Origin of the sequence: Cardiobacterium hominis, assembly GCF_900637305.1 — a bacterium.
In the GTDB taxonomy this organism is placed as follows: domain Bacteria; phylum Pseudomonadota; class Gammaproteobacteria; order Cardiobacteriales; family Cardiobacteriaceae; genus Cardiobacterium; species Cardiobacterium hominis.
Genome location: NZ_LR134365.1, coordinates 211787 through 234869, shown reverse-complemented (window position 1 = coordinate 234869; position 23083 = coordinate 211787). Strand labels below are relative to the sequence as shown.

At 59.6% G+C, this 23083-nt stretch carries 17 protein-coding genes and 1 tRNA gene; 15 read left to right on the top strand and 3 right to left on the bottom strand.

The features are described from left to right. Positions 1-6: 6 nt before the first annotated feature. The 13 genes from EL199_RS01035 (at position 7) to EL199_RS00975 (ending at position 18490) form a co-directional block, all read left to right on the top strand. Positions 7-1224, top strand: coding sequence for an aspartate kinase (locus EL199_RS01035; RefSeq protein WP_004141176.1), 1218 nt, complete (start codon positions 7-9; stop codon positions 1222-1224). Between the two features lie 59 nt (positions 1225-1283). After that, on the top strand, positions 1284-1658 hold the full coding sequence (gene acpS / locus EL199_RS01030) for a holo-ACP synthase (protein WP_004141177.1): 375 nt from the start codon (positions 1284-1286) through the stop codon (positions 1656-1658). Positions 1659-1880: 222 nt separating this feature from the next. Then, on the top strand, positions 1881-2807 hold the full coding sequence (locus EL199_RS01025; RefSeq protein ID WP_004141178.1) for a porin: 927 nt from the start codon (positions 1881-1883) through the stop codon (positions 2805-2807). 266 nt (positions 2808-3073) lie between these two features. Beyond that, a complete protein-coding gene (locus EL199_RS01020; RefSeq protein ID WP_040355163.1) occupies positions 3074-3682 on the top strand; it encodes a BON domain-containing protein in 609 nt (202 codons plus the stop codon). A gap of 71 nt (positions 3683-3753) precedes the next feature. Next, the gene (gene ilvD, locus EL199_RS01015; RefSeq protein WP_315861897.1) at positions 3754-5598 is read left to right on the top strand and encodes a dihydroxy-acid dehydratase; all 1845 of its coding nucleotides are present in this window, start codon (positions 3754-3756) and stop codon (positions 5596-5598) included. A 26-nt stretch (positions 5599-5624) separates the two neighbouring features. Next, positions 5625-5981: a RidA family protein gene (locus EL199_RS01010; protein ID WP_004141181.1), complete on the top strand. Its 357-nt coding sequence runs from the start codon at positions 5625-5627 to the stop codon at positions 5979-5981. 145 nt (positions 5982-6126) lie between these two features. Further along, a complete protein-coding gene (locus EL199_RS01005; RefSeq protein WP_040355380.1) occupies positions 6127-6765 on the top strand; it encodes a DedA family protein in 639 nt (212 codons plus the stop codon). Positions 6766-6793: 28 nt separating this feature from the next. Further along, complete coding sequence (gene rnr / locus EL199_RS01000) at positions 6794-9274, top strand: ribonuclease R (protein WP_126315948.1); 2481 nt, start codon at positions 6794-6796, stop codon at positions 9272-9274. 119 nt (positions 9275-9393) lie between these two features. Continuing rightward, on the top strand, positions 9394-10125 hold the full coding sequence (gene rlmB / locus EL199_RS00995; RefSeq protein WP_004141196.1) for a 23S rRNA (guanosine(2251)-2'-O)-methyltransferase RlmB: 732 nt from the start codon (positions 9394-9396) through the stop codon (positions 10123-10125). Between the two features lie 72 nt (positions 10126-10197). Further along, entirely contained in the window at positions 10198-12483 is a 2286-nt protein-coding gene (locus EL199_RS00990) for an NADP-dependent malic enzyme (protein WP_004141198.1), read from the top strand. A gap of 27 nt (positions 12484-12510) precedes the next feature. Continuing rightward, positions 12511-15156, top strand: coding sequence for an aminopeptidase N (gene pepN, locus EL199_RS00985; protein ID WP_004141200.1), 2646 nt, complete (start codon positions 12511-12513; stop codon positions 15154-15156). A 196-nt stretch (positions 15157-15352) separates the two neighbouring features. Then, positions 15353-16273: a hypothetical protein gene (locus EL199_RS00980; protein ID WP_126315947.1), complete on the top strand. Its 921-nt coding sequence runs from the start codon at positions 15353-15355 to the stop codon at positions 16271-16273. Between the two features lie 66 nt (positions 16274-16339). Beyond that, complete coding sequence (locus EL199_RS00975; RefSeq protein ID WP_004141209.1) at positions 16340-18490, top strand: RelA/SpoT family protein; 2151 nt, start codon at positions 16340-16342, stop codon at positions 18488-18490. Between the two features lie 90 nt (positions 18491-18580). On the opposite strand, the gene EL199_RS00970 is transcribed toward EL199_RS00975, so the two are convergent. From EL199_RS00970 to EL199_RS00960, 3 genes are all read right to left on the bottom strand, one after another. Continuing rightward, positions 18581-18654: transfer RNA gene (locus EL199_RS00970), tRNA-Gly, on the bottom strand. A 49-nt stretch (positions 18655-18703) separates the two neighbouring features. Then, positions 18704-19129, bottom strand: coding sequence for an RNA polymerase-binding protein DksA (gene dksA, locus EL199_RS00965; RefSeq protein WP_004141211.1), 426 nt, complete (start codon positions 19127-19129; stop codon positions 18704-18706). Positions 19130-19238: 109 nt separating this feature from the next. Beyond that, entirely contained in the window at positions 19239-21389 is a 2151-nt protein-coding gene (locus EL199_RS00960) for a primosomal protein N' (RefSeq protein ID WP_170166208.1), read from the bottom strand. Positions 21390-21449: 60 nt separating this feature from the next. On the opposite strand from EL199_RS00960, the gene EL199_RS00955 reads away from it, so the two are divergent. Continuing rightward, complete coding sequence (locus EL199_RS00955) at positions 21450-22157, top strand: ATP-binding cassette domain-containing protein (RefSeq protein WP_004141217.1); 708 nt, start codon at positions 21450-21452, stop codon at positions 22155-22157. A 56-nt stretch (positions 22158-22213) separates the two neighbouring features. After that, positions 22214-23032, top strand: coding sequence for a metal ABC transporter permease (locus EL199_RS00950; protein ID WP_004141219.1), 819 nt, complete (start codon positions 22214-22216; stop codon positions 23030-23032). The last annotated feature ends 51 nt before the right edge of the window (positions 23033-23083 follow it).

The following is a 23083-nucleotide window of genomic DNA, read 5'->3' as shown; positions in this document are numbered from 1 at the left end:
CATTACATGGCATTGATCGTACAAAAATACGGCGGCACCTCGATGGGCTCGGTGGAGCGCATCGAAAACGTCGCCGAAAAATGCATCGCCGCACAAAAAGCGGGGAACGACATCATCGTCACCGTCTCGGCGATGAGCGGCGAAACCAACCGCCTCATCGCACTCGCGCACGACATCCACAAGCGTCCCAGCCCGCGCGAAATGGACGTGCTGATGTCCACCGGCGAACAAGTCAGCATCGCCCTGCTCGCCATCGCCATCGAAAAACGCGGCGTACCGGCGGTGTCTTACACCGGCGGCCAGGTAAAAATCCTCACCGACAGCGCCTTCATGAAAGCGCGCATCAAAGGCATCGACAGCGACAACATCCGCCGCGATCTGGATGCAGGCAAAATCGTCATCGTCGCCGGATTTCAGGGCGTGGACGAACACGGCAACATCACCACCCTCGGCCGTGGCGGCTCCGATACCACCGCCGTCGCCCTTGCCGCCGCCCTGCACGCCGACGAATGCCAGATTTACACCGACGTCGATGGCGTCTATACCACCGACCCGCGTGTCGAACCCAAAGCGCGCAAACTCGACCGCATCACCTTCGAAGAAATGCTGGAAATGGCCAGCCTCGGCTCGAAAGTACTGCAAATCCGCTCGGTCGAATTTGCCGGCAAATACAAAGTCCCGCTTCGCGTCCTCTCTAGCTTCGAGGACGGCGAAGGCACCCTGATCAGTCTCGAAGAGGAGAACCCTGTGGAATCAGCCATCATCACCGGAATCGCATTCAGTCGCGACGAAGCCCAAGTCAACGTCGTGGACGTCCCCGACCAGCCGGGCATCGCCTACCAAATCCTCGCCCCCGTTGGCGCGGCCAATATCAACGTGGACATGATCATCCAGAACATCGGCATTGACGGCAAAAACGACTTCACCTTCACCGTGCCGCGCGGCGACTACGACACAACCGTCGAAATTCTGCGCAAAACCTTCCCGCCGGAAACCGGCGTCGTCATCCACGGCTCAAACATCGCCAAAGTCTCCATCGTCGGCGTCGGCATGCGCTCGCACGCGGCGGTCGCCAGCACCATGTTCCAGGCACTTGCCAAAGAAGGCATCAACATCCACATCATCAGCACCTCGGAAATCAAAATCTCCGTGGGCATAGACGAAAAATACCTCGAACTCGCCGTGCGTGCCCTGCACGAAGCATTCGGGTTGGATAAAGCCTGAAGTGCCAGCAATACCAAAAAGCGGGCAAGTCCCGCTTTTTTCACATCCACATCACAAAAATGATCGGAACCGACATCATCGACAAACGCCGCATTGCCACGCTTTACCAAAAACACGGCCAACGCCTCGCCGAAAAAATTTTGCACCCTGACGAACTGGCACAACTGCCCGCGCAAAAAGATCCGGTGCGCTACCTTGCGCTGCGCTGGGCGGCAAAAGAAGCACTCGGCAAAGCCTTTGGAACAGGATTGCGTGCGCCACTGGTCATGCCCGCCATCTGCCTGAGCAAGAACGCCCTCGGCGCTCCCGCCTTCGCGCCGACCATTGTCGTACAAACGATGCAAACCGCGCGCCACATCGCGCAAATCCATCTGAGCCTGAGCGACGAACACGACTACGCCGTCGCCTTTGTCTGGTGCGAGGCAGCGCGATAGCGCACCAGAAAAATCCCGTATCATCGCAAAAGCAAAAAAGATTTTGACAATATCGCACTGGGGCTGCGCGCGCAGACAGATAGCGAGTTGTAAAATAACAACAAAAAAAACGTTGTTGGTTCTATGCAACAAAATGGTTGCACGGCCACAAAAAAGCCAGTATTATTGACCCCGGATTAGGCGATCCGCGAAATTGAATTTAGCTATTGCTAGGAGACTATCATGAAAAAATCACTGATTGCTTTGGGCGTTCTGGCCGCTGTGGTTGGCGTTGCACAAGCAGAAAACACTACTACCCTTTATGGTTCAATGGCTCACTCCGTTGTTGTTGCCAAAAAATTTAATGGCGACAAGAAAAACAATTGGGATCTGGACCGTAGCGTTGCCCGTTTCGGCATCCGTGGCACTGAAGACCTGAGCAGCGGTCTGCAAGCATTCTACCGCTTTGAATTCAACGCTTATGACAATGGTCTGAGCGGCAAAGAAGGTACCCGTTATGCTTACCTCGGTCTGCGCGGTGACTTCGGTACCCTGACTCTGGGGCGTCAAGACACCCTGTTCAAACAAGCTACCAGCTTCAACGATAACTTCCAAGACGTTTACTTTGGTGAATTCCACCACGGTCCGAACCGTCTGAGCAAAGTTATCAGCTACGTCAGCCCGGATATGTCTGGCTTCAAGCTCGGCGCTTCAATGGTTCTGGATGGCGATAACAGCGTTATCACCACTTCTGACTCCAGAGGCATTGATGCATGGGAAGCCGCTGCATTCTACGATGCCAACGGTATCTTCGCTGGTGGTGCTTACCAATCTCGTGACGCTGGCCGTAAAACCGACAAATACTACGGCGGTTCAGTCGGCTACAAGAACGACACCTTCAAAGTTGGCTTTGGTTACGAAAAACAAGACAAGGCTGACAGCTACTACAACTTGGCTGGTGAATACTACCTCGGTAACAACACCTTCCGCGCTGGCTTTGGTTACGACGACAACAAAGGCAAGAACGACTGGTTCGAATACGCTTTGGGTTACCAATACAACCTGAGCGAACGTACCTACACTTGGGTTGAAGGCGCTTACTACGATCCGCGTGCTAAAGGCGTTGACGAAAACTACAAAGTGGTTGTTGGTGTTCGCCACGACTTCTAATCGGTATTGTCCGCTTAAAAGCGAGCCGCAAGGCTCGCTTTTTTATTTTGGCTATCTCACGCAGAAGAAAAGGGTTTCTGTGGGACGCTATAGTAATACATGCTAAGTTCTGTTCTGTATCAAGGGACTGAGCGAAGACAGTACGCTGTTGTATGGTGAGGCGACGCAACGCCGAACAGGGCTTTACAGCGATTGCTATATGGCATATGGGCGGAGGGCGCTATATAATGCGGCATCTTGAATCAAAAGCGGATATTTGCTGGTTTATGAAAAAAATTCTTTCACTACTTATCGCGACTTTACTGTTACAGGGCTGTGCTCCGCTCTTGTTGGGAGGTGCGGCGACAGCAGGCGTTGGTGTTGCGCACGACCGCCGTTCAACCGGGACGCTGATTGACGACAATACGCTGGAAGTCAAAGTAAAAGGCACCATCGCCAGCAATAAACTGCTCGCCGATAACAGCAACGTCAGCGTGACCGGTTACAACGGCATGGTCTTGCTCACCGGCGAGGCGTTTGACGACAACATCCGCCAGCAAATCACCGCCATGGCGAAATCCGTCCCTGGCGTCAAACGGGTCGAGAACCAGCTGGTTATCGGTCGCCGCAGTACTTTTATGGAGCGCGCTTACGATTCCAAACAGACCGCGAAAGTTAAAACCGCGCTGCTGGATATCAAGCTGCCCGGCTTTGATCCGACGCGGGTGAAAGTTGTCACCGAGCACGGCTACACCTACCTGCTCGGTATCGTCAGCCGCGAAGAAGCGGAAGCGGCCGCCAGTGTTGCCAGCCGCGTGACCGGCGTGAAAGAAGTCGTCACCATGTTCGAGATTTCCAACGACCCTTCGGCGCATAATCTCAGCGGCACGCTCTGACGCCTTGCAACCCTTCTAGGTCGGCCGCCCGCGGTCGGCTTTTTCGTCTTTAACAACAACAGGAAAACATCATGGCATTGGCAATCCCTTACCGTTCCCGCACCTCTACCTCCGGACGGAATATGGCCGGCGCCCGCGCCCTGTGGCGGGCGACCGGCATGAAAGACAGCGACTTCGGCAAACCCATCATTGCCGTGGTCAATAGCTTTACCCAATTCGTCCCCGGTCACGTCCACCTCAAAGACATGGGGCAACTGGTCGCGCGCGAAATCGAAGCAGCGGGCGCGATTGCCAAAGAATTCAACACCATTGCCGTTGATGACGGCATCGCCATGGGGCACGATGGCATGCTCTACTCGCTGCCCAGCCGCGACATCATCGCCGACAGCGTCGAATACATGGTGAACGCCCACTGTGCCGACGCGATGATCTGCATCTCCAACTGCGACAAAATCACGCCGGGAATGCTGATGGCGGCGATGCGCCTCAACATCCCTGCCGTTTTCGTCTCCGGCGGGCCGATGGAAGCGGGCAAAACCGCACTCGCCAAACACAAGCTGGATCTGGTCGATGCCATCGTTTACGCCGTGGACCCCGAAGTGGATGACGCCACCGTTGATGATTACGAAAAAAATGCCTGCCCGACCTGCGGCTCCTGCTCCGGCATGTACACCGCTAACTCGATGAACTGCCTTACCGAAGCGCTTGGCCTGTCGCTGCCCGGCAACGGCACCACCCTCGCCACCCACGCAGACCGCAAACAGCTCTTTTTGAACGGCGCGCGCACCATCGTCGCCATCACCGAACGCTATTACCGCGACGGCGACGCCAGCATCCTGCCGCGCAGCATTGCCAACTGGGATGCCTTCCAGAATGCGATGACCCTCGACATTGCCATGGGCGGCTCCACCAACACCATCCTCCACCTGCTCGCCACCGCGCAAGAAGCGGGCGTGGACTACAGCATGAAAGACATCGACGCCCTCTCGCGCCGCATCCCGCAGCTGTGCAAAGTCGCGCCAAACGCGCCGCAATACCACATCGAAGACGTGCACCGCGCGGGCGGCATCATGAACATCCTCGCCGAGCTGGCGCGCGCGAAACTCATCCGCACCGACATGCCGACCGTGCACAGCCCCAGCCTGCAAACGGCGATTGACCGCTACGACCTGAAAAATGCCCCCGCGCCGGAAATCAGCGAATTTTACAAAGCCGGCCCTGCTGGCCTGCGCAGCCAAACCGCCTTCTCGCAGAACTGCCGCTTTGACAGCGTTGATGATGACCGCGAACACGGCTGCATCCGTGCCATCGAACACGCCTACTCGCAGGAAGGCGGCCTTGCCGTCCTCTACGGCAACATCGCCGAAAATGGCTGCGTCGTCAAAACCGCCGGCGTGGACGAAAGCATCCACCGCTTCACCGGCACCGCCATCGTTTACGAAAGCCAGGACGCCGCCGTCGAAGGCATCCTGAAGCGCAAAGTGAAGGCGGGCGACGTCGTCATCATCCGCTACGAAGGCCCCAGAGGCGGCCCGGGGATGCAAGAAATGCTCTACCCGACCAGCTACCTGAAATCCATGGGGCTGGGCAAAGCCTGCGCGCTGCTCACCGACGGCCGCTTCTCCGGCGGCACCTCCGGCCTCTCCATCGGCCACGCCTCGCCGGAAGCCGCGGCAGGCGGCGCAATCGGCCTGGTGCGCGACGGCGACACCATCCACATCGACATCCCGGCGCGGCGCATCCATCTTGACATCAGCGACGAAGAAATGAGCCGCCGCCGCGCCGAACAGGACGCCAAAGGCTGGAAACCTGCCGTACCGCGCACGCGCAAAGTCTCGGCGGCGCTCAAAGCCTACGCCCTGCTCGCCACCAGCGCCGACCGTGGCGCCGTGCGCGATTTGAGCAAACTGGACTGACGCGCCTCATCGTAACCGGAGCAACCATGATTACCTACATTGACCCCGAAGCGCGCTATAGCGATGCGACCATCCACAACGGCATCATCTACCTCGGTGGACAAGTGCCGGAAGATGCTAGCGCCGATGCGGCCGCCCAAACCCGCAGCGTACTCGCACAAATTGACGCCCTGCTGGCGCGTTGCGGTTCGGACAAAGCGCATATCCTCGAAGCGACTATCTATCTTGCCGACCTCGGCGATTACGATGCGATGAACCGCATTTGGGACGGCTGGACAGCGCCCGGACGCGCGCCCGCCCGCGCCTGCGTTCAAGCGAGATTGGCGCACCCCGGCTGGAAAGTGGAAATCAAGCTGACGGCCGTACAGAAAAGCATAACCTGACGGATGACGAAAAAGCGCCAAGCGGCGCTTTTTCTTTTATGATGCGCGTTGTGTCTTCCCATAAACCCAAAAAATGACGAAAAAAACCGGCCTTTGGCTTGCCCTTGCAGCCATTATTTTCATCGCCCTCCTCGCCGCCTTATTTATGAGCGGCGCCCTGCATGGCACCATCAACTTTATCCTCCACATTGACCGCCATTTAAGCGAACTCAGCGCACAATACGGCGCCTGGATCTATGCCATTCTCTTTGCCATCATCTTTTGCGAAACTGGCCTGGTAATAACGCCATTCCTGCCCGGTGATTCCCTCCTGTTTGCCGCCGGCAGCATTGCCGCGCTGGGCAGCATGAACATTCATGCGATGGCATTGCTGCTCATCATTGCCGCCATTATTGGCGATGCCGTCAATTTTGCCGTGGGCAAATACCTGGGCGAACGCCTTTTTGCCAATCCCGATTCACGCATCTTTCGCCGCAGCCATTTACAGCGAACCGAATCCTTTTATGCCAAACACGGCGGCAAAACCATTATCCTCGCCCGCTTTGTTCCCATTGTGCGTACCTTTGCCCCGTTTGTTGCCGGCATGGGGCATATGCGCTATGGCCGGTTTTTCCGTTTTAACATAATCGGCGGCATTGCCTGGGTCGCCTTGTTTTCCTATGCGGGATTCTGGTTCGGACAGCGACAAATCGTCAAAGAAAACCTGACGCTTATTTTGCTCGCTATCATCATGATTTCCATATTGCCCGCCATCATTGAAATTATCCGGGCGCGTCGCGTATGATGCGCCCCATGACTTGAAGGAGTTTATTATGACAGACGCTAAACAATGGCGCACACTCGATCCCTTTTTCGCGCGCGAACAACAAAAATATGGCGACAATCCCCTGCCCAGCCGCGAATTTATTTTGAATTGGCTGGAAGCGCAGGGCAAATTGCTCACATTCGCACAAATTGCCCGTGCCTTTGACATGGACGCGGCAGAAAGTGAAAAACTGCAAATCCGCCTGAAAGCCATGCTCGGTGCGGGACAACTCATGTGCAACCGTCAAGGAAGATTCGGCGTGGCACGCAAAATGGATTTAATCTCCGGATTCGTCGTGGCGCATCAAGAAGGCTATGGATTTTTCAGCCCGGAAAATGGTGAACCGGACGGATTCATTCCACCCAAATACATGGCAGAACTGATGCACGGCGACAAAATCCTCGCCCGCGTCAAGGATACCGACGAACGCGGCCGCAAGGATTACGCGCCGGTGGAAATCCTGGAGCGCGCACAAAAACGCATCGTGGGCAAACTGGCCGTACAACAGGGCGTATGGTCATTATTGCCGGATAACCGCCGCCTGACCCATCACTTAATCATTCCGGCAGATGCCCTTGGCGGCGGCAAGGCGGGGCAAGTCGTCATTGGCGAAATCACCGCCTACCCTTCGCGTTTTCAGCAGCCGATTGGCAAAGTGGTTGCGGTATTGGGCGAGGCCATGGCGGCAGGAATGGAAGTAGATATCGCCATTGAAAACCACAATATCCCGGCAGTATTTCCCGAAGCCGTGCGCGAACAATGCGAGAAAATTCCCGATGCCCTGCGCGACCAGGATTACGAAGGCCGCCTCGATTTGCGCCATTTGCCCTTTGTGACGATTGACGGCATTAGTGCGCGTGATTTCGATGATGCCGTCTATGCCGAAAAGCGCGGCGAGAATTACCGCCTTTACGTCGCCATTGCCGACGTTGCCCATTATGTGCGCCCGGATAGCCCGCTCGATATTGAAGCCTACAATCGCGGCACATCCGTTTATTTCCCCGACCGCGTCATTCCGATGCTGCCGGAGAAATTATCAAATGGACTTTGCTCGCTCAATCCCAATGTCGATCGCCTGGCGATGGTCTGCGAAATTACCCTGGCACCGGATGGCAGCATCAAACGCAGCGCCTTTCACGATGCCGTCATTCATTCGCACGCCCGCCTCACTTACGAAACCGTCGAGGAAATATTATTCCTCGATAACCAGATGGTGCGCGAATCCTTTGCTGCCTTGCAGCGCCCGCTGGATAATTTGAAAACCGTTTACGGTATTTTGCGCGCGGCGCGTCTGGCACGCAGCGTCATAGATTTCCACGCGAGCGAGCCGGAATTCATTTACGACAGCGAAGGCAAGATAGAAACCATTCAGGCACGCGCGCGCCTCGAATCGCATCGCCTGATTGAAGAATGCATGATTGCCGCCAATATCTGCGCCGCCAAATACATTGGTCGCCACAAATTGCCGGCGCTTTACCGCGTGCATGACCATCCCAGCGCCGAACGTCTCGGCAAATTGATTGATTTTCTCGGCAAGCGCGGCATTAAATGGCAGGGCGCGCTGGATAACGCCACCCCGGCACAATTCTCCGCATTACTCGCGCAATGCGCCGACCGTCCCGATTTCGCGCAAATAGAAATCATGGTATTGCGCAGCATGAGCCAAGCGATTTACATACCGGAGAACCGTGGGCATTTCGGCCTCGCTCTCGAACACTACGCGCATTTCACTTCGCCCATTCGCCGCTATCCCGATTTATTGGTGCATCGCGCCATTCGTCACCAATTGCAGGGCGGCACGCGCGACAATTACCGCTATAGCGCGGAAAGCATGGTAGAAAAAGGCAAACATTGCTCGATGACCGAACGCCGTGCCGACGAAGCAACGCGCGACGCAATGGATTTCCTTAAATGCGAATTTATGAGTCATCGCATTGGCGAAACATTCACCGGGCGCATTGCCAATATCACCAACTTCGGTTTCTTTGTCACGCTGGATGATATCTATATTGATGGCCTGGTACACGTCTCGGCACTCACAAACGACTATTACCACTACAGCGCCGAAACCTTTACCTTAAATGGCGAGCGCAGCGGTACCCGCTTTGCCCTGATGGATGCGGTGGAAATCCAGGTGGCGAAAGTGGATATCGAAGAGCGCAAAATCGATTTTGAATTGCTGGCGCATAAAGGCAAATGGCTGGCAGAAAACGGCAAAGATAAAAAGCCGGCGAAAAAGGCGGCAAAAGCCATTGCGGGCAAAGCCGCGAAAGCCGCCGACAAAAAAACAGTCAAAACAGCAGGAAAAAAATCGGCCGACATACCGCCAACCAAGGCGGAAAAACGGGAACAGTCGGCACAAAAGAAAACAGCAAAAACCGCTGCACCGAAGAAAGCGGCAAAATCCGGCAAACCGAAAGCAACAAAAGCGAAAAAAACGGCAGCAGCCACAACGGCCACAAAATCGCGAAAAACCAAAAAATCATGACACCCGGGAGGGCATGGGTACGGATAATACATTCGCCGGTGCCACTCGCTACAAACCCTCCCCCGCCCTGAAATTCATGCGGCGCGGGAGGGCTTCTTTCTTTCTCATCTGGAGTCCTTATGAAACGTGAAAAAATCAGCGGCGGCATTCACACCGTGCAGCAATTACTGGCAGACGGTCATGTCTTGCGCCTCTATGTCGCCGATAACAAAAAATCGAAAAACCTCACTGCGCTGGTGGGAGAGGCGCAGGCGCGCGGCGTGCCGGTCGAGACAGTCGCGCTGTATGAAATTGAAATGATGCTGCCCGGCGTGCGCCATCAGGGTGTGGCAGCAGTGAGCGAGGCGCGCGGCCAGGCGGCGGACTGGGCGGATGCCATCGCCGGCGTGGAAAAGCCGCTGCTGCTCGTGCTGGACAGCATTCAGGACCCGCACAACCTCGGCGCCTGCCTGCGCAGCGCGGCGGCGGCGGGCGTGCACGCGGTGCTGATTCCCAACAGCCGCGCGGCGGATGTGACGCCAGTGGTGGAAAAGGTCGCCTGTGGTGCGACGGAAATCCTGCCGCTGTTCCGCGTCAGCAACCTGCGGCGCGAGGTGGAGCGGATGCAGCGCCAGGGCATCTGGGTGGTCGGCGGCGCGGGCGGGGCGGCGCAGTCGCTCTATGCGACCGACCTCACCGTGCCGCTTGCCGTCATTGTCGGCAACGAAGGCGAGGGCATCCGCCACGGCCTGCGCGAGCAATGCGATTTTCTCGTGCAGATTCCGATGGCGGAAGGGATGGAGAGTCTGAACGTGTCGGTCGCCTGCGGCGTGATGCTGTTTGAAGCGCGGCGGCAGCGGCTTTTTTCCTGAAAACCGACACCCGTGTTTGTGGCTTTCTGTTAAACTGACGCAACTTTTTCGCAACCTACGGAGTTTTTCATCATGAGCGATTCTTTGAAGGAAGAAGCCCTGCGTTATCACCGCTTTCCGACTGCGGGCAAGGTCTCGGTAACGCCGACCAAGGCGCTGGACAATCAACGTGATTTGTCACTGGCCTATTCTCCGGGGGTTGCGTTTGCCTGTCAGGCGATTGAGGCCGATCCGCTGCAAGCGGACTTTCTCACTTCACGCGCCAATTTGGTGGCGGTGATTTCCAACGGCTCGGCGGTGCTGGGACTCGGTAATATCGGCGCACTCGCCGGCAAGCCCGTCATGGAAGGCAAGGGCGTGCTGTTCAAGAAGTTTGCCGGGATTGATGTGTTTGATATCGAAGTGGATCAGGCCGACCCGGAGAAGTTTATCGAAGCGGTCGCCGCGCTGGAGCCGACGTTTGGCGGTATCAACCTGGAAGACATCAAGGCGCCGGAATGTTTTGAAATTGAAAACCGCCTCAAGGAGCGGATGAACATCCCGGTTTTCCACGACGACCAACACGGCACCGCGATTATTGCCTCGGCGGCGCTCATCAACGCATTGCGCTTGCAGGACAAGGACATCGCCCAGGTGCGCGTGGTCGCCTCTGGCGCGGGCGCGGCGGGTATGGCGTGTCTGGATATGTTTGTGAATCTGGGCGTGAAGAAGGAGCACATCATCGTCTGCGATTCCAAGGGGCCGATTTATGAAGGCCGCCCCGGCAAGCTCGACGGACGCAAGGCGGAGTTTGTCGCCAAGACGGAAGCGCGCAGCCTCGCGGAAGCGCTCTCTGGCGCGGATGTCTTCCTCGGCGTTTCGCAAGCGGGACTGCTCACCGGCGAGATGGTGCAGACGATGGCGGCGAAACCGCTGGTGCTGGCGCTCGCCAACCCGGTGCCGGAAATCATGCCGGAGGAGGTGCATAAGGTACGCGATGACGCGATTGTTGCCACCGGCCGCTCGGATTATCCGAACCAGGTCAATAACGTTCTCTGCTTCCCTTACTTGTTCCGTGGCGCGCTCGATGTGGGCGCGACCACTATCAATGAGGCGATGAAAATGGCGGCGGTGTATGCCATCGCCGATCTTGCCCAGTCGCCTGCCGGCGAGGAAGTCATGGCCGCTTATGGCGGGCAGGCGCTCGTTTACGGCAAGGATTACGTCATCCCCAAACCGTTTGACCCGCGCCTGATTTCCACCATTCCGGTTGCGGTTGCCAAGGCGGCGATGGAAAGCGGCGTCGCCCGCCGTCCGATTGAAAACCTCCGCGAATATCAGGAGAAACTGGCGTTGCTCTTTAACAAGAGCGCTTTTGCGATGAAGCCAATTATTGAGCGCGCCCGTGCCAACCCGCTGCGCGTCGCCTTTGCCGAGGGCGAAGATGTGCGCGTCATCCGCGCTGCCATCGCCTGTATGCAGGAAGGCATCGCCAAGCCGATTCTCATCGGCCGGCGCAAACGTATCGAAGAGCGTCTCGCCGAAAACCATCTGCAACTCGATCTGGATAAAGACGTGCAGCTGATTGAGCCGATGAACAACCCGCATTATGAAGAATGCTGGCGCACCTACCACGAGCTGCGCGCGCGCGAGGGCATTGACCCGGCGGAAGCGCGGGTACAGATGAACACCCGCCCGACGACGCTCGCCGCGATGCTGGTCAAACTCGGCTATGCCGACACCATGCTTTGCGGCGTGATTGGCCGTTACGACCGCCACCTGCGCCGCGTGCGCGGCGTCTTTGGCCTGCATGACGACATGACACAACCGGCCGCGCTCAGCCTGATGCTGACGCCGAAAGGCGCGATTTTCATCACCGACACCCAGGTACATGAAAACCCGAACGCCGACGAGCTGACCGCCATCACCCTGCACGCCGCCAAAGCGGTGGAAATGTTCGGCATCACGCCGAAAGTCGCGTTGCTGTCGGCGTCCAACTTCGGCACCCGCGCCGACCTGCCGAGCGCCAGACACATGCACGCCGCGCTCGCCAAAATCCGCGCGCGTCGCCCCGATCTGGAAATCGAAGGCGAGATGAAGGCGGACTACGCGCTGATTGAGCAGCTGCGCCAGGAAGTCTTCCCCGGCAACCGCCTGCAAGGTATGGCGAATCTGCTCATTATGCCGAACCTGGACGCGGGCAACATCAGCCTCAACCTGCTGAAAGCCGCTACCGACGCCACCATGGTCGGGCCGATGCTGCTCGGTGTGGACGCGCCGGTACACGTGCTGACCAACAACGCCACCACCCGCCGCATCATCAACATGGCGGCGGTCGCCGTCGTTGAAGCACAAATGGCGAAAAACCAGACCCACTAACCCTCAACCCATCACGGACGGAGCGAGATGACGGCACTGAACACCATCCGACTGGCGGACTACCAACCGCCAGCCTTCACGGTCAAACACCACGAAATCAAATTCGAACTGCAAAACCATGGCGAAGTCGTGGTCAGCCATGTGCAGAAAATCGTGCGCAGCCAGCCGAGCCACGACGAAAGCGGCTGGGAACTGCCGCAGGACAAACACGTGGCGCTTCATGCCGAGCATCTCGCCTTTGACCTCATCGAAATCAACGGCAAAGCACTTGACGCAGCGGAGTACGAATACGACGGCGCGCAGTTGCTGTTGAAGAACGTCGCCGACAGCTTCAGCCTGCACACCGTGGTGCGCCTTAAACCGGACGACAACAAAGAACTCTCCGGCCTCTACCGCTCCAACGGCATCTACTGCACCCAATGCGAAGCCGAAGGCTTCCGCCGCATCACGCCGACGCTGGACCGCCCGGACGTGCTTGCCACCTACCGCGTGCGCATCGAAGCCGACCAAAAAACCTGCCCGGTGCTGCTCTCCAACGGCAACCCGGAAGGGCAGGGCGAACTGCCCGGCGGCCGCCACTACGCGCAGTGGTACGACCCGCATCCCAAGCCGAGCTACCTCTTCGCGCTGGTTGCGGGCAACCTGGCGCAAGTCAGCCGCCGCATCACCACGCCCAAAGGCAAAAAAATCAGCCTCAACCTCTACACCGAACCGGCCTTTATCAACCAGACCGCGTTCGCCATGCAATCGCTGATTGACGCCATCCACTGGGACGAAGAACGCTTCGGCCTCTCTTACGACCTCAAACAATTCAACATCGTCGCCATCAGCGACTTCAACATGGGGGCGATGGAAAACAAATCGCTCAACATCTTCAACACCCGCTTCGTGCTGGCCGACACCGACACCGCGACCGACGAAGACTACCACGGCATCCGCGCCGTCATCGGCCACGAATACTTTCACAACTGGACGGGCAACCGCGTCACCTGCCGCGACTGGTTCCAGCTCTCGCTCAAAGAAGGGCTAACCGTCTTCCGCGACCAAGAATTCTCCGCCGACCTGGGCGAACGCTCGCTGGAGCGCATCGGTGACGTTATCCGCCTGCGCGCCATGCAATTCCCGGAAGATGCAGGTCCCATGAGCCACCCGGTGCAGCCGCAAGAATACGCCGCCATCGACAACTTCTACACCGCGACCGTGTACGAAAAAGGCGCGGAAATCATCCGCATGTACCACACCGTACTGGGCGAAGTCGCCTTCCAACAAGGCATGAAACGCTACATCGAGCGCCACGACGGCCAGGCGGTGCGCATTGAAGACTTCGCGCAAGCCATGAGCGACGGCGGCGAATACGACTTCACCGGCCAGTTCTTCCACTGGTACACCACCCGCGGCACGCCGAAAATCACCTTCACCTCCTCCTGGAACCAGCACGAACGCAGCTTCACCGTCGCCGCCATGCAAGACATCGAAGCCGTCACCCCGCCGCGCCCGCTGGTCATCCCCATCCGCCTCGCGCTCATCAACCGCAGCGGCCGCCTCTACCGCTTCGCCGACGGCAACTACGAACAAACCCTGCTCCTCGAAAAAAACAGTGCCACCTGGACCTTCGAGCGGGCAGATGCCGACCTCATCCCGGTCTTGCTGCAAAACTTCTCCGCGCCCGTCTATTACCAGCACCGCTACGACAACGACGAACTCGCCGCCATCGTCTCGCACGCGCCGGATGGCTTCGCCCGCTTCGAAGCCATGCAAATCCTCTACCGCCGCCTCTTCGAACAGGCACTGAAAAAACCGCGCGAACTGCGCGAAAACAGCGCCGCCCTGTACGACATCATGCAGGCGGTGCTGGCGCACGACAAACGCAGCGAAGCCGAAAAAGCACTGCTGCTCGAAATCCCGGCGCTCAACACCCTGCTCAACACCCTGCCCGACCCGGTGAACATGAGCGCCGCCATTGCCGCGCACGACCGCATCGTGCGCATCCTCGCGCTGAAAATGCGGCGCAACTGGATGGACTGGCTCGAAACCGCGCCCGTCGCAGCATCGCCCAAATACAACGTCAAAGACGCGGGCATCCGCAAACTGCGCGGCTTGGCCGAAAAAACCCTGGCGCTCTTTGAAGACGAACCCTTCCGCCAACAACTGCTGGCCGAATACCAAAACGCCGACAACATGACCACGCGCATGAACGCCCTGCTCGCACTCAACTGCCAGCACGACGCGCACCGCGAAACAGCGCTTGCCGACTTCCTGGAGCGCTACCGCGCCCTGCCGCTGGTGGTGGACAAATGGTTTGCGGTGCAGGCCAAAGACGAAAGCGAAGGCGCACTGGCGCGTATCACGGCGCTCGCCGAAGACGCCGAATTTCACCCGGACAACCCCAACCGCTTCCGCGCGCTGGTCAGCACCCTGATGCAACAAAACCCCGCCGTTTTCCACGCCGAAGACGGCAGCGGCTACCGCTTCGCCGCCGGGCAAATCCGCCGCGTCCTCCTCAGCAACCCGCAAATCGCGGCGAGAATGCTGAACGGCTACGCCATCGTCAGCCGCATGGACGACGCGCGCAAAGCCATAGTGCGCGCCGAACTGGAGGCGCTTGCCGCCGTGGAAAACATCAGCGTGGACGTGCGCGAAGTGCTAGAACGCCTGCAACGCGGCCTGCAATAAAAAACAAGGTGCGCCTCGGCGCACCATTTTTTAACGTAGATGCAGGAACATAGCGCCAACCATCATGCTTGCTTCAATCCTCACCCTTTCCGCCTTACTCGCATCATTCTGCATACTCTCCACGCCAGCCCCTGTCGACCTTGCCCTGTTGCAAAACGCCCGCACGCCGGTCAGCGGCGCAAGCGGTTTTGCCACGTTGACGGCGACGCTGGAGGCTACAGCATCATTGCCGTCGGAAATTCCACGCATGGAGCGAGATGAAGCGGAGCCGCTCGCTGTTGCGTGGAAAAACTTGTCATTGTGGCAGACATTACCTGCGGCAGAACGTGCCGCGTTGCAGCCGGATTTGCCGCTGTTGCTGCGCTTTACCCATTTCCGCCGCGCGGCAAGCATTGAAAATTTACCGAAATTTACGCGCCTCTTTGCTCTGCGCGAAATTAATGCCTTCCGCTTTGTCAGCGGCAAACAAGAAGCGGCGCTGCAATCGGCGTGTGATACGGCGGTTATCGGGCGGCGTTTGCTGTTGAGCGACAACCTGCTGCTGGATTCCATGCTGGGCGTGGCGCTGCTTGAGCAGAACGTGCGCCTGCTGGCGGCGATGCGAGCAGAGCTGCCCGCGAATACACCACTACCTCCAGCGTGCGGCGAATTACAGCCGCTGGCAAACACGCAACTGGCGCTAGCGGCGCAGATGTATGGCGAATGGCGCTTTTTCATGTCGGGCGAAATAGAGGTGTATGGCGATTGGATAACAGCAACCTATTCATTTGCAATGCGGCATATACCCCGCTACTTCATTCGCGCCTTTACTCGCTACGCTGCGCCGGAACTGCTGGCAGCGGTCGCGCGCGGCGAGGCCGCTGTGCCATCCCCGCATCCCGTATTTGACTTCTGCTCCCCGCTGAACGGCTTGTGCAGACTCACCTCAATGCGCGATTACCAAGCGCGCCTGCTAAACGCAAACCGCTACCTTGCGGCTTTTGCCGTATTGCGCGACCCGGCGCATTTGCCGGAGGGAATACGCAGCGACGGCGCATTCCTATACATTGACCTGCTGCCAACGCAGCAAGGTGTACAGACACTCACCCTGCCGCTACCAGGAACTCAAGTGCGTTGAACACGTTATAATTTACATACACTAATTGTGCCCCGAATGTAAACAATCTGCCAACCACCAAAACCCATGAACACCACCCACCCCGCCTGGCTCATCAGCGCCCAAGAACACTACACCGACACCGCCGCGCGTGAACTCATCGCCGCCGCCTGGGAATTGGCCGCCCAAACCCCGACCCCGCCGGACGAACGCAGCCAGATGCTCATCAAACTCCTGCTCGACCTGCGCGGCGACGCCAGCCTGCTCGCCGCGGGGCTCCTCGTCGCGCCGTGGCGGAAAAAACACCTCGACGCCGAAGCGCTCGCAGAAACCCCCTGCAAAAACGCGACCCCGCTCCTGCAAGCGCTGGACGACCTCTCCCTCATCGACCACCTGCACGAACAAGAACAAAGCGACCTCGAACGCCTGCGCAAAATGCTCCTGGCGATGGCGAGCGACATGCGCGCCGTCATCTTGAAACTCGCGCTGCAAGTCGTCCTCATGCGCGACCTCAGCCGCTACACCGCCGCCGAACAGCAGCGCCTTGCCCTGCAAACCCGCGACCTGCTGGCACCGCTTGCCAACCGCCTCGGCATCGCCCAACTCAAATGGGAACTCGAAGACCGCGCCCTGCGCGTCCTCGAGCCGGACATCTACCAGGAAATCTCCGGCGAACTCGAAGGCAAGCGCGTTGACCGCGAGCGCTACATCGCGCGCATCATCGACCTCTTGCGCTACAAACTTGCCGACGCCGGTGTCACCGTCAAACGCCTCTACGGCCGCGTCAAACACATCAACAGCATCTACCTGAAAATGAAGCGCAAAGGCCTGCGCTTTGAGCAGTTAAACGACATTCGCGCCGTGCGCGTTGAAGTCGAAAACGAGGCCGACTGCTACCACACCCTGTCAGTCGTGAACGAACTGTGGCAACCCATCGCCGAAGAATTCGACGACTACATCGCCCACCCCAAAGCCAACGGCTACCAATCACTGCACACCTCGCTCATCGGCCCGGAAAACCGCGTCATCGAAGTACAAATCCGCACCAGCAAAATGCACGAACACGCCGAGCTTGGCGTCGCCGCGCACTGGCTCTACAAAGAAAAAGGCGTGCGCCACAGCAAACAATTCGAACAACAAATCGAGTGGCTGCGGCGCATGATCGAAAGCGGCGACCACAACCGCGGCGACGTCGTCTTCGACCAATTCAAAAACGAAGCCTTCCGCGACCGCGTTTACGCCGTCTCGCCGCAGGGGCGCGTGGTTGACCTGCCCGAAGGCGCGACGCCGCTGGACTTTGCCTACCACATCCACACCCAGCTCGGTCACTGCTGCCGCGGCGCCAAAGTGAACGGACAAATCGTGCCGCTCACCACCGCGCTGAAAAACGGCGACAGCGTTGAAATCCTCACCCAAAAAGAAGCCAACCCCAGCCGCGACTGGCTGAACGACCACCTCGGCTACCTGCAAAGCGCGCGCGCCAAAGCCAAAGTCCGCAGCTACTTCAAAAAACTCGAAAAAGAAAAAAGCGTCCAGGCCGGACAAGAAATGCTGGAGCGCGAAAGCCGCCGCCTTGGCGTCCCGCTTGACAACAAACTGCTGAACGAACTCGCCCAACACTACAACACCCACAGCACGACCGACCTCTACGCCGGCATCGGCTTTGGCGACATCAGCGTCCTGAGCGTCATCCACGAACTCACCCTGCGCCAACAAAAAAACGCCGAACAGCCGACGCTGGACGAACGTCTCGCGCGCATCCCGGTCAAGGCACCGCGCAAACAAAGCCGGCAAAACATCGACGTCGCCGGCGTGGACAACCTCTTGGTGAACTTCGCCACCTGCTGCCAGCCGGTGCCGCCGGTTGCCATCACCGGCTTTATCAGCCAGGGGCGGGGAGTAAACATCCACCGCGCCGACTGCCCCAACCTGCAACACCTCGCCAAAGCGCACCCGGAGCGCATCATGGACGTGCACTGGAACCAAAACGCAGGCGGACAATTCGCCGTGGATATCGCCATTGACGCCTTCGACCGCCCGCATCTCCTGCGCGACATCAGCCAAATACTGGCCAACGAAAAAATCCCGATCCTGAACGTCAAAATGCAACAGGACGACCGCAACCGCATCTACGGCAGCTTCGGCCTGGAAATCACCGACATGGAACAACTCTCGCGCGTCATTGACCGCATCGCGCAAGTGAAAGACGTCGCCGGTGTGCGACGGGTGCAGAAATAGGAAGAAGCGGGCGCTGAGCGGTTCGCTACGCGACAAAGCGATGGAGGGAGCGGCAACAAAAAAGCGCCAAAAGGCGCTTTTTTTATAATTTGGAGCGGGTGAAGGGAATCGAACCCTCGTCGTAAGCTTGGGAAGCTTCTGCTCTGCCATTGAGCTACACCCGCAGGGTGGACGCGATTATAGTGGATTTCGCGTGAGTTTTCGGGCAGCCGTTTAGCGGGCGTCGTGGAAGTTACGTTCTTGCCGTTCGGCGATTTCTTTGCAGTCAATGCAGAGTTCTGCGGTAGGGCGCGCTTCCAGGCGGCGGATGCCGATTTCTTCGCCGCATTTTTCGCACCAGCCGAAGTCTTTGCGGGCGATGCGGTCCAGCGCGCTGTCAATTTTGTGCAGCAGTTTGCGTTCGCGGTCGCGGGTGCGCAGTTCCAGCGAGAATTCTTCTTCTTGCGTGGCGCGGTCGTTGAGGTCGGCCGTCGGCGCGCGTTCGTCGCGCAGGTGTTCTTTGGTGCGGTCGCTGTCGGTGAGGATTTCGTTTTTCCAGTCTTCGAGCAGACGGGTGAAGTGCGCGAGTTGCGCCTCGCTCATGTATTCTTCGTCTTTTTTCGGGGTGTACTGGTTTTTCGCCTTGAATTCTTTGGCCATTTTCACGCTCCTGTGTGTTGTTTCGGAAAATTGGCGGCGCATGGTAGCGGAGCGGCTTGTTCTTGTAAATGGTAAATTTTTTCAGCGCTTCTGCTGCGCTTTTGCCGCCTTATTCCAGCCAGAGCGGATCGACGTCCACCGCGACGCGCACGCGAAAGGCCTTGCCCTGTGCCTGTAGCCAGGCGGTCAGTTGCGGCAGTTCTTTTTGCAAGGCGGCGCGGCTGTCGGCTTGCACCAGCAGGTGCGCGCGGTGCTGTCCGTCTTTGCGCGGCATGAGGGCTGGCGCGGGGCCGAGCCATTGCCAGTTTTGGCCGATGCCTGCCTGTTGTGCGCCGTCGCGGGTGAAGGCGAGGGTTTGCAGGGCGCGTTCGGCGTCGGTATGGCGGGCGAGCAGTGCCACCTGTGCGCGGTGCGGCGGCAGTTGCGCCCGCGCGCGCTGTTCGTAGAGGCGGCGGGCGGTGTCTTCGTAGGGGCTGTTCAGGACGGTGAAGACGGGATGCTGCGGCTGGCGCGTTTGTATCCAGATTTGTCCCTGGCTTTCGCGTCCGGCGCGGCCGCCGACTTGCACCAGCAGTTGCGCCAGCCGTTCTTCGCCGCGGTAGTCCAGGCTGTACAGCGCCTGGTCGGCATCGACGACGACGGCAAGGTGCAGGCGCGGGAAGTGGTGCCCTTTGGAGAGCCATTGGGTGCCGAGGATGATGTCCACTTCGCCCGCCTGTACTTGTGCCAGCGCCGCTTCGAATTGGCGGCTGGTGGTGTAGCTGTCGCTGTCGATGCGCAGGAGGCGCGCCTGCGGGAATTGGCGGGCGACGCTTTGTTCGAGGCGCTGCGTGCCGAGGCCGAGCATGTGCAGGCTGTCGCTGTGGCAGGCGGGGCAGCGCGTCGGCAAGGGTTGTTCCCGCCCGCAGTGGTGGCATTGCAGCCGGTGGCTGGCGGTGTGCACGGTGAGCATGGCGTCGCAGGCGTCGCAGGCGGCGTGCCAGTCGCAGGCGTCGCAGCGCAGGAGCGGCGCGTAGCCGCGGCGGTTGAGAAAGAGCAGGGTTTGGCCGCCGTCGGCGAGGGTGCGGCGCATGGCGCGGATGAGTTCGTGGCTCATGCCGCCGCTGGCCGCTGCGCCGTCCATGTTTTCCAGATGGATGGCGGGGGGCGTTGTCGTGGCGGCGCGTGCGGTCAGGCGCAGATGCTGCCAGTGGCCGCGCCACACTTGGTGGTAGCTTTCCAGCGAGGGCGTTGCCGAGCCGAGAAGGATGGGGATGCCTGCCTGTTGCGCGCGTTTTAAGGCGAGGTCGCGCGCGTGGTAGCGGAAGCCGTCTTGTTGTTTGTAGGCGGCGTCGTGTTCTTCGTCGATGATGATGCCGCGCAGGGCAGGGCAGGGCGCGAAGACGGCGGAGCGCGTGCCGACCAGCACTTGCGCGTCGCCAGCGCGTACCGCCAGCCATTGTTCGAGGCGGGCGCCGTCGGCCAGCGCCGAGTGATGCACGGCGATGCGGTCGCCCAGGCGCGCGGCGAGACGGGCGGCGAGGGTGCGGACAAGGCCGATTTCCGGTACGAGCAGCAGTACCTGGCCGCCGTCTGCGGTTAAGCGCTCAATCCAGCGAATGTAGATTTCGGTTTTGCCGGAGCCGGTAACGCCATCGAGCAGGGTGGCGGTGAAGCCGCGGTCGGGCAGGGCGGCGAGGGCGGCGGTCTGTTCGGCGTTCAGCGTCGGCGCGGCGGCGGCGGGGGCGTCAAGTCCGTGCCAATGGGCGCGTGCTTCCAGCCAGCCGCGTTTTTCGAGGTCGCGCAACCAGCCCGCGCCGCAATGGTGCGCGGCGCGCAGCGCGGCTTCGTCGATTTCGTTTTCATGGAGCGCGCTGAGAACGGCCGCCTGTTTGCCGCCGAGGCGTCCGGCAAGCGCTGCGCGTCCGGCGGCGGTGATGCGCCAGTAGCGCGGCAGGTCGCGCGTTGCCGCCCGCCCTTCGCGCAGCAGTTTCGGCAGCGCCGCCTGCACCACTTCGCCCAGCGGGTGCTGGTAGTAGCGCGCGGCAAAGTGCAGCAACTGGAGCAGCGGCGCGTCCAGCAGCGGCGCGTCGTCCAACACGCGGGCGACGGTTTTCAGCGAGCCGTCGTCCAGCGCATCCGGCGCGACGGCGACGACGACGCCAATCACCTGTCCGCGGCCAAACGGCACCCGCACCCGCGCGCCAACCGCGATCGGCTCATGGCACAAATAATCAAAACTGCCCGCAAGCGGACGCGGCACCGCGACGCTAACCCGCATTAGCATTGGTTCGCCCGTCCAAACCCGATAACATATAACTTCATTTTTATCCTGACACACATGAGCGCTCTCATCACCCTCAGCGACATTGCCTTCAGCGCCAACGGGCGCGACATTCTACACGACATCAATTTCAGCATCAGTCGCGACCAAATCCTCACCATCGTCGGCCCGAACGGCGCCGGCAAAAGCACATTGCTCTCGCTCATCCTCGGCCACAACCGCCCCTCGCGCGGCACGATTAGCCGCATCAAGGGGCTGAAAACCAGCTTCGTACCGCAGAAATTCCACCCGCCCGCCGACCTGCCCATCACCGCGCGCCGCTTTGTGCGCGACATCCCGCAGGCGGCAAAAAGCCTGTGGCTGACGCGGCTCAACATCGCCCACCTGCTCGACACGCCGCTGCAAACCCTGTCCGGTGGCGAAACGCAGCGTCTGCTCCTGGCGCGCGCCATGCTGCGCTGCCCCGACCTCATCGTGCTGGACGAACCGGCGGCGGGCATCGATCCGGTGGCGCTCGGCGACTACTACCAGACCATCCGCGACTGGCAGCGCAGCGAACGTGCCGCCGTCCTGATGGTCAGCCACGACCTGCATCTGGTGATGGCCGCAAGCGACCACATTCTCTGCCTGAACCGCCACATCTGTTGCCACGGCAGCCCGGAAGCAGTCGCCAGCAACCCCGCCTTCCGCCACATGCTGGGCGAAGGGCGGCATCTGGACGCCATCGGTATTTACACCCATCATCATGACCACAGTCATCTATAAGAATACGACCTCTCCCCAGCAGCAGGGGAGAGCACCCAACCCGCAACCATAAGCCCATGTTCTTCTACCAATATATCCTCATCCCCTGCCTCTGCGCGCTGACCACCGCCACCGCCGCCGCGCCCATCGGCGCGCTCATCGGCTGGCGCCGCCTCGTCTACTTCGGCGAAGCGCTGTCGCACGCCTCCCTCCTCGGCATCGCCCTCGCGCTCTGGCTCGGCCTGCCGCCCGCCATCGGTATCTGGAGCATCACCCTGCTCCTGGTGTTGCTCCTCTACCTCATTGAGCGCAGCGGGCGGGAAAACCCAAGCAACATCCTCGGCAGCCTGTCGCATATCGCGCTCGCCTTGGGCTACCTCGTTATGTCGCAAATGGAAAACGTGCGCACCGACCTGCTTGCCTACCTCTTTGGCGACATTCTCGCCACCGAAGCGCACGACCTCGTCGCCATTGCCATCGCCGCCGCCGTCTCGCTCCTTGCCCTGCGCGTCCTCTGGCAACCGCTTATCCTCATGACCGTCAGCCCGGCGATTGCCAAAACCGAATACCCGGCGAGCCGCCGCTACGACCTCGTTTTTCTCCTCCTCATCGGCCTCTTTATTGGCACGACCGTGCAGTACTTCGGTCTGCTGCTGGTCATCGCGCTGCTCATCATCCCGGCGAACACCGCCAACCGCCTCGCCAAAACGCCGGAACAAAGCGCCGCCATCGCCGCACTGCTCGCCGCGATGGCAACCATCCTCGGCTTCACCCTCGCCTTTAACGCCAACTTGCCGGTCAGTCCGGCGATTATCGGCGTGGCCGGTGTACTCTATTTTGCGGTGCTGATTCATACCCGCGCGGGGAAGAAGCCGCGAACAGCGGCGGTTAAATGAAAGATGGCTTGCCGCTGCAGCCGCCATAATCGGCGGCGATGACTGGTGCCA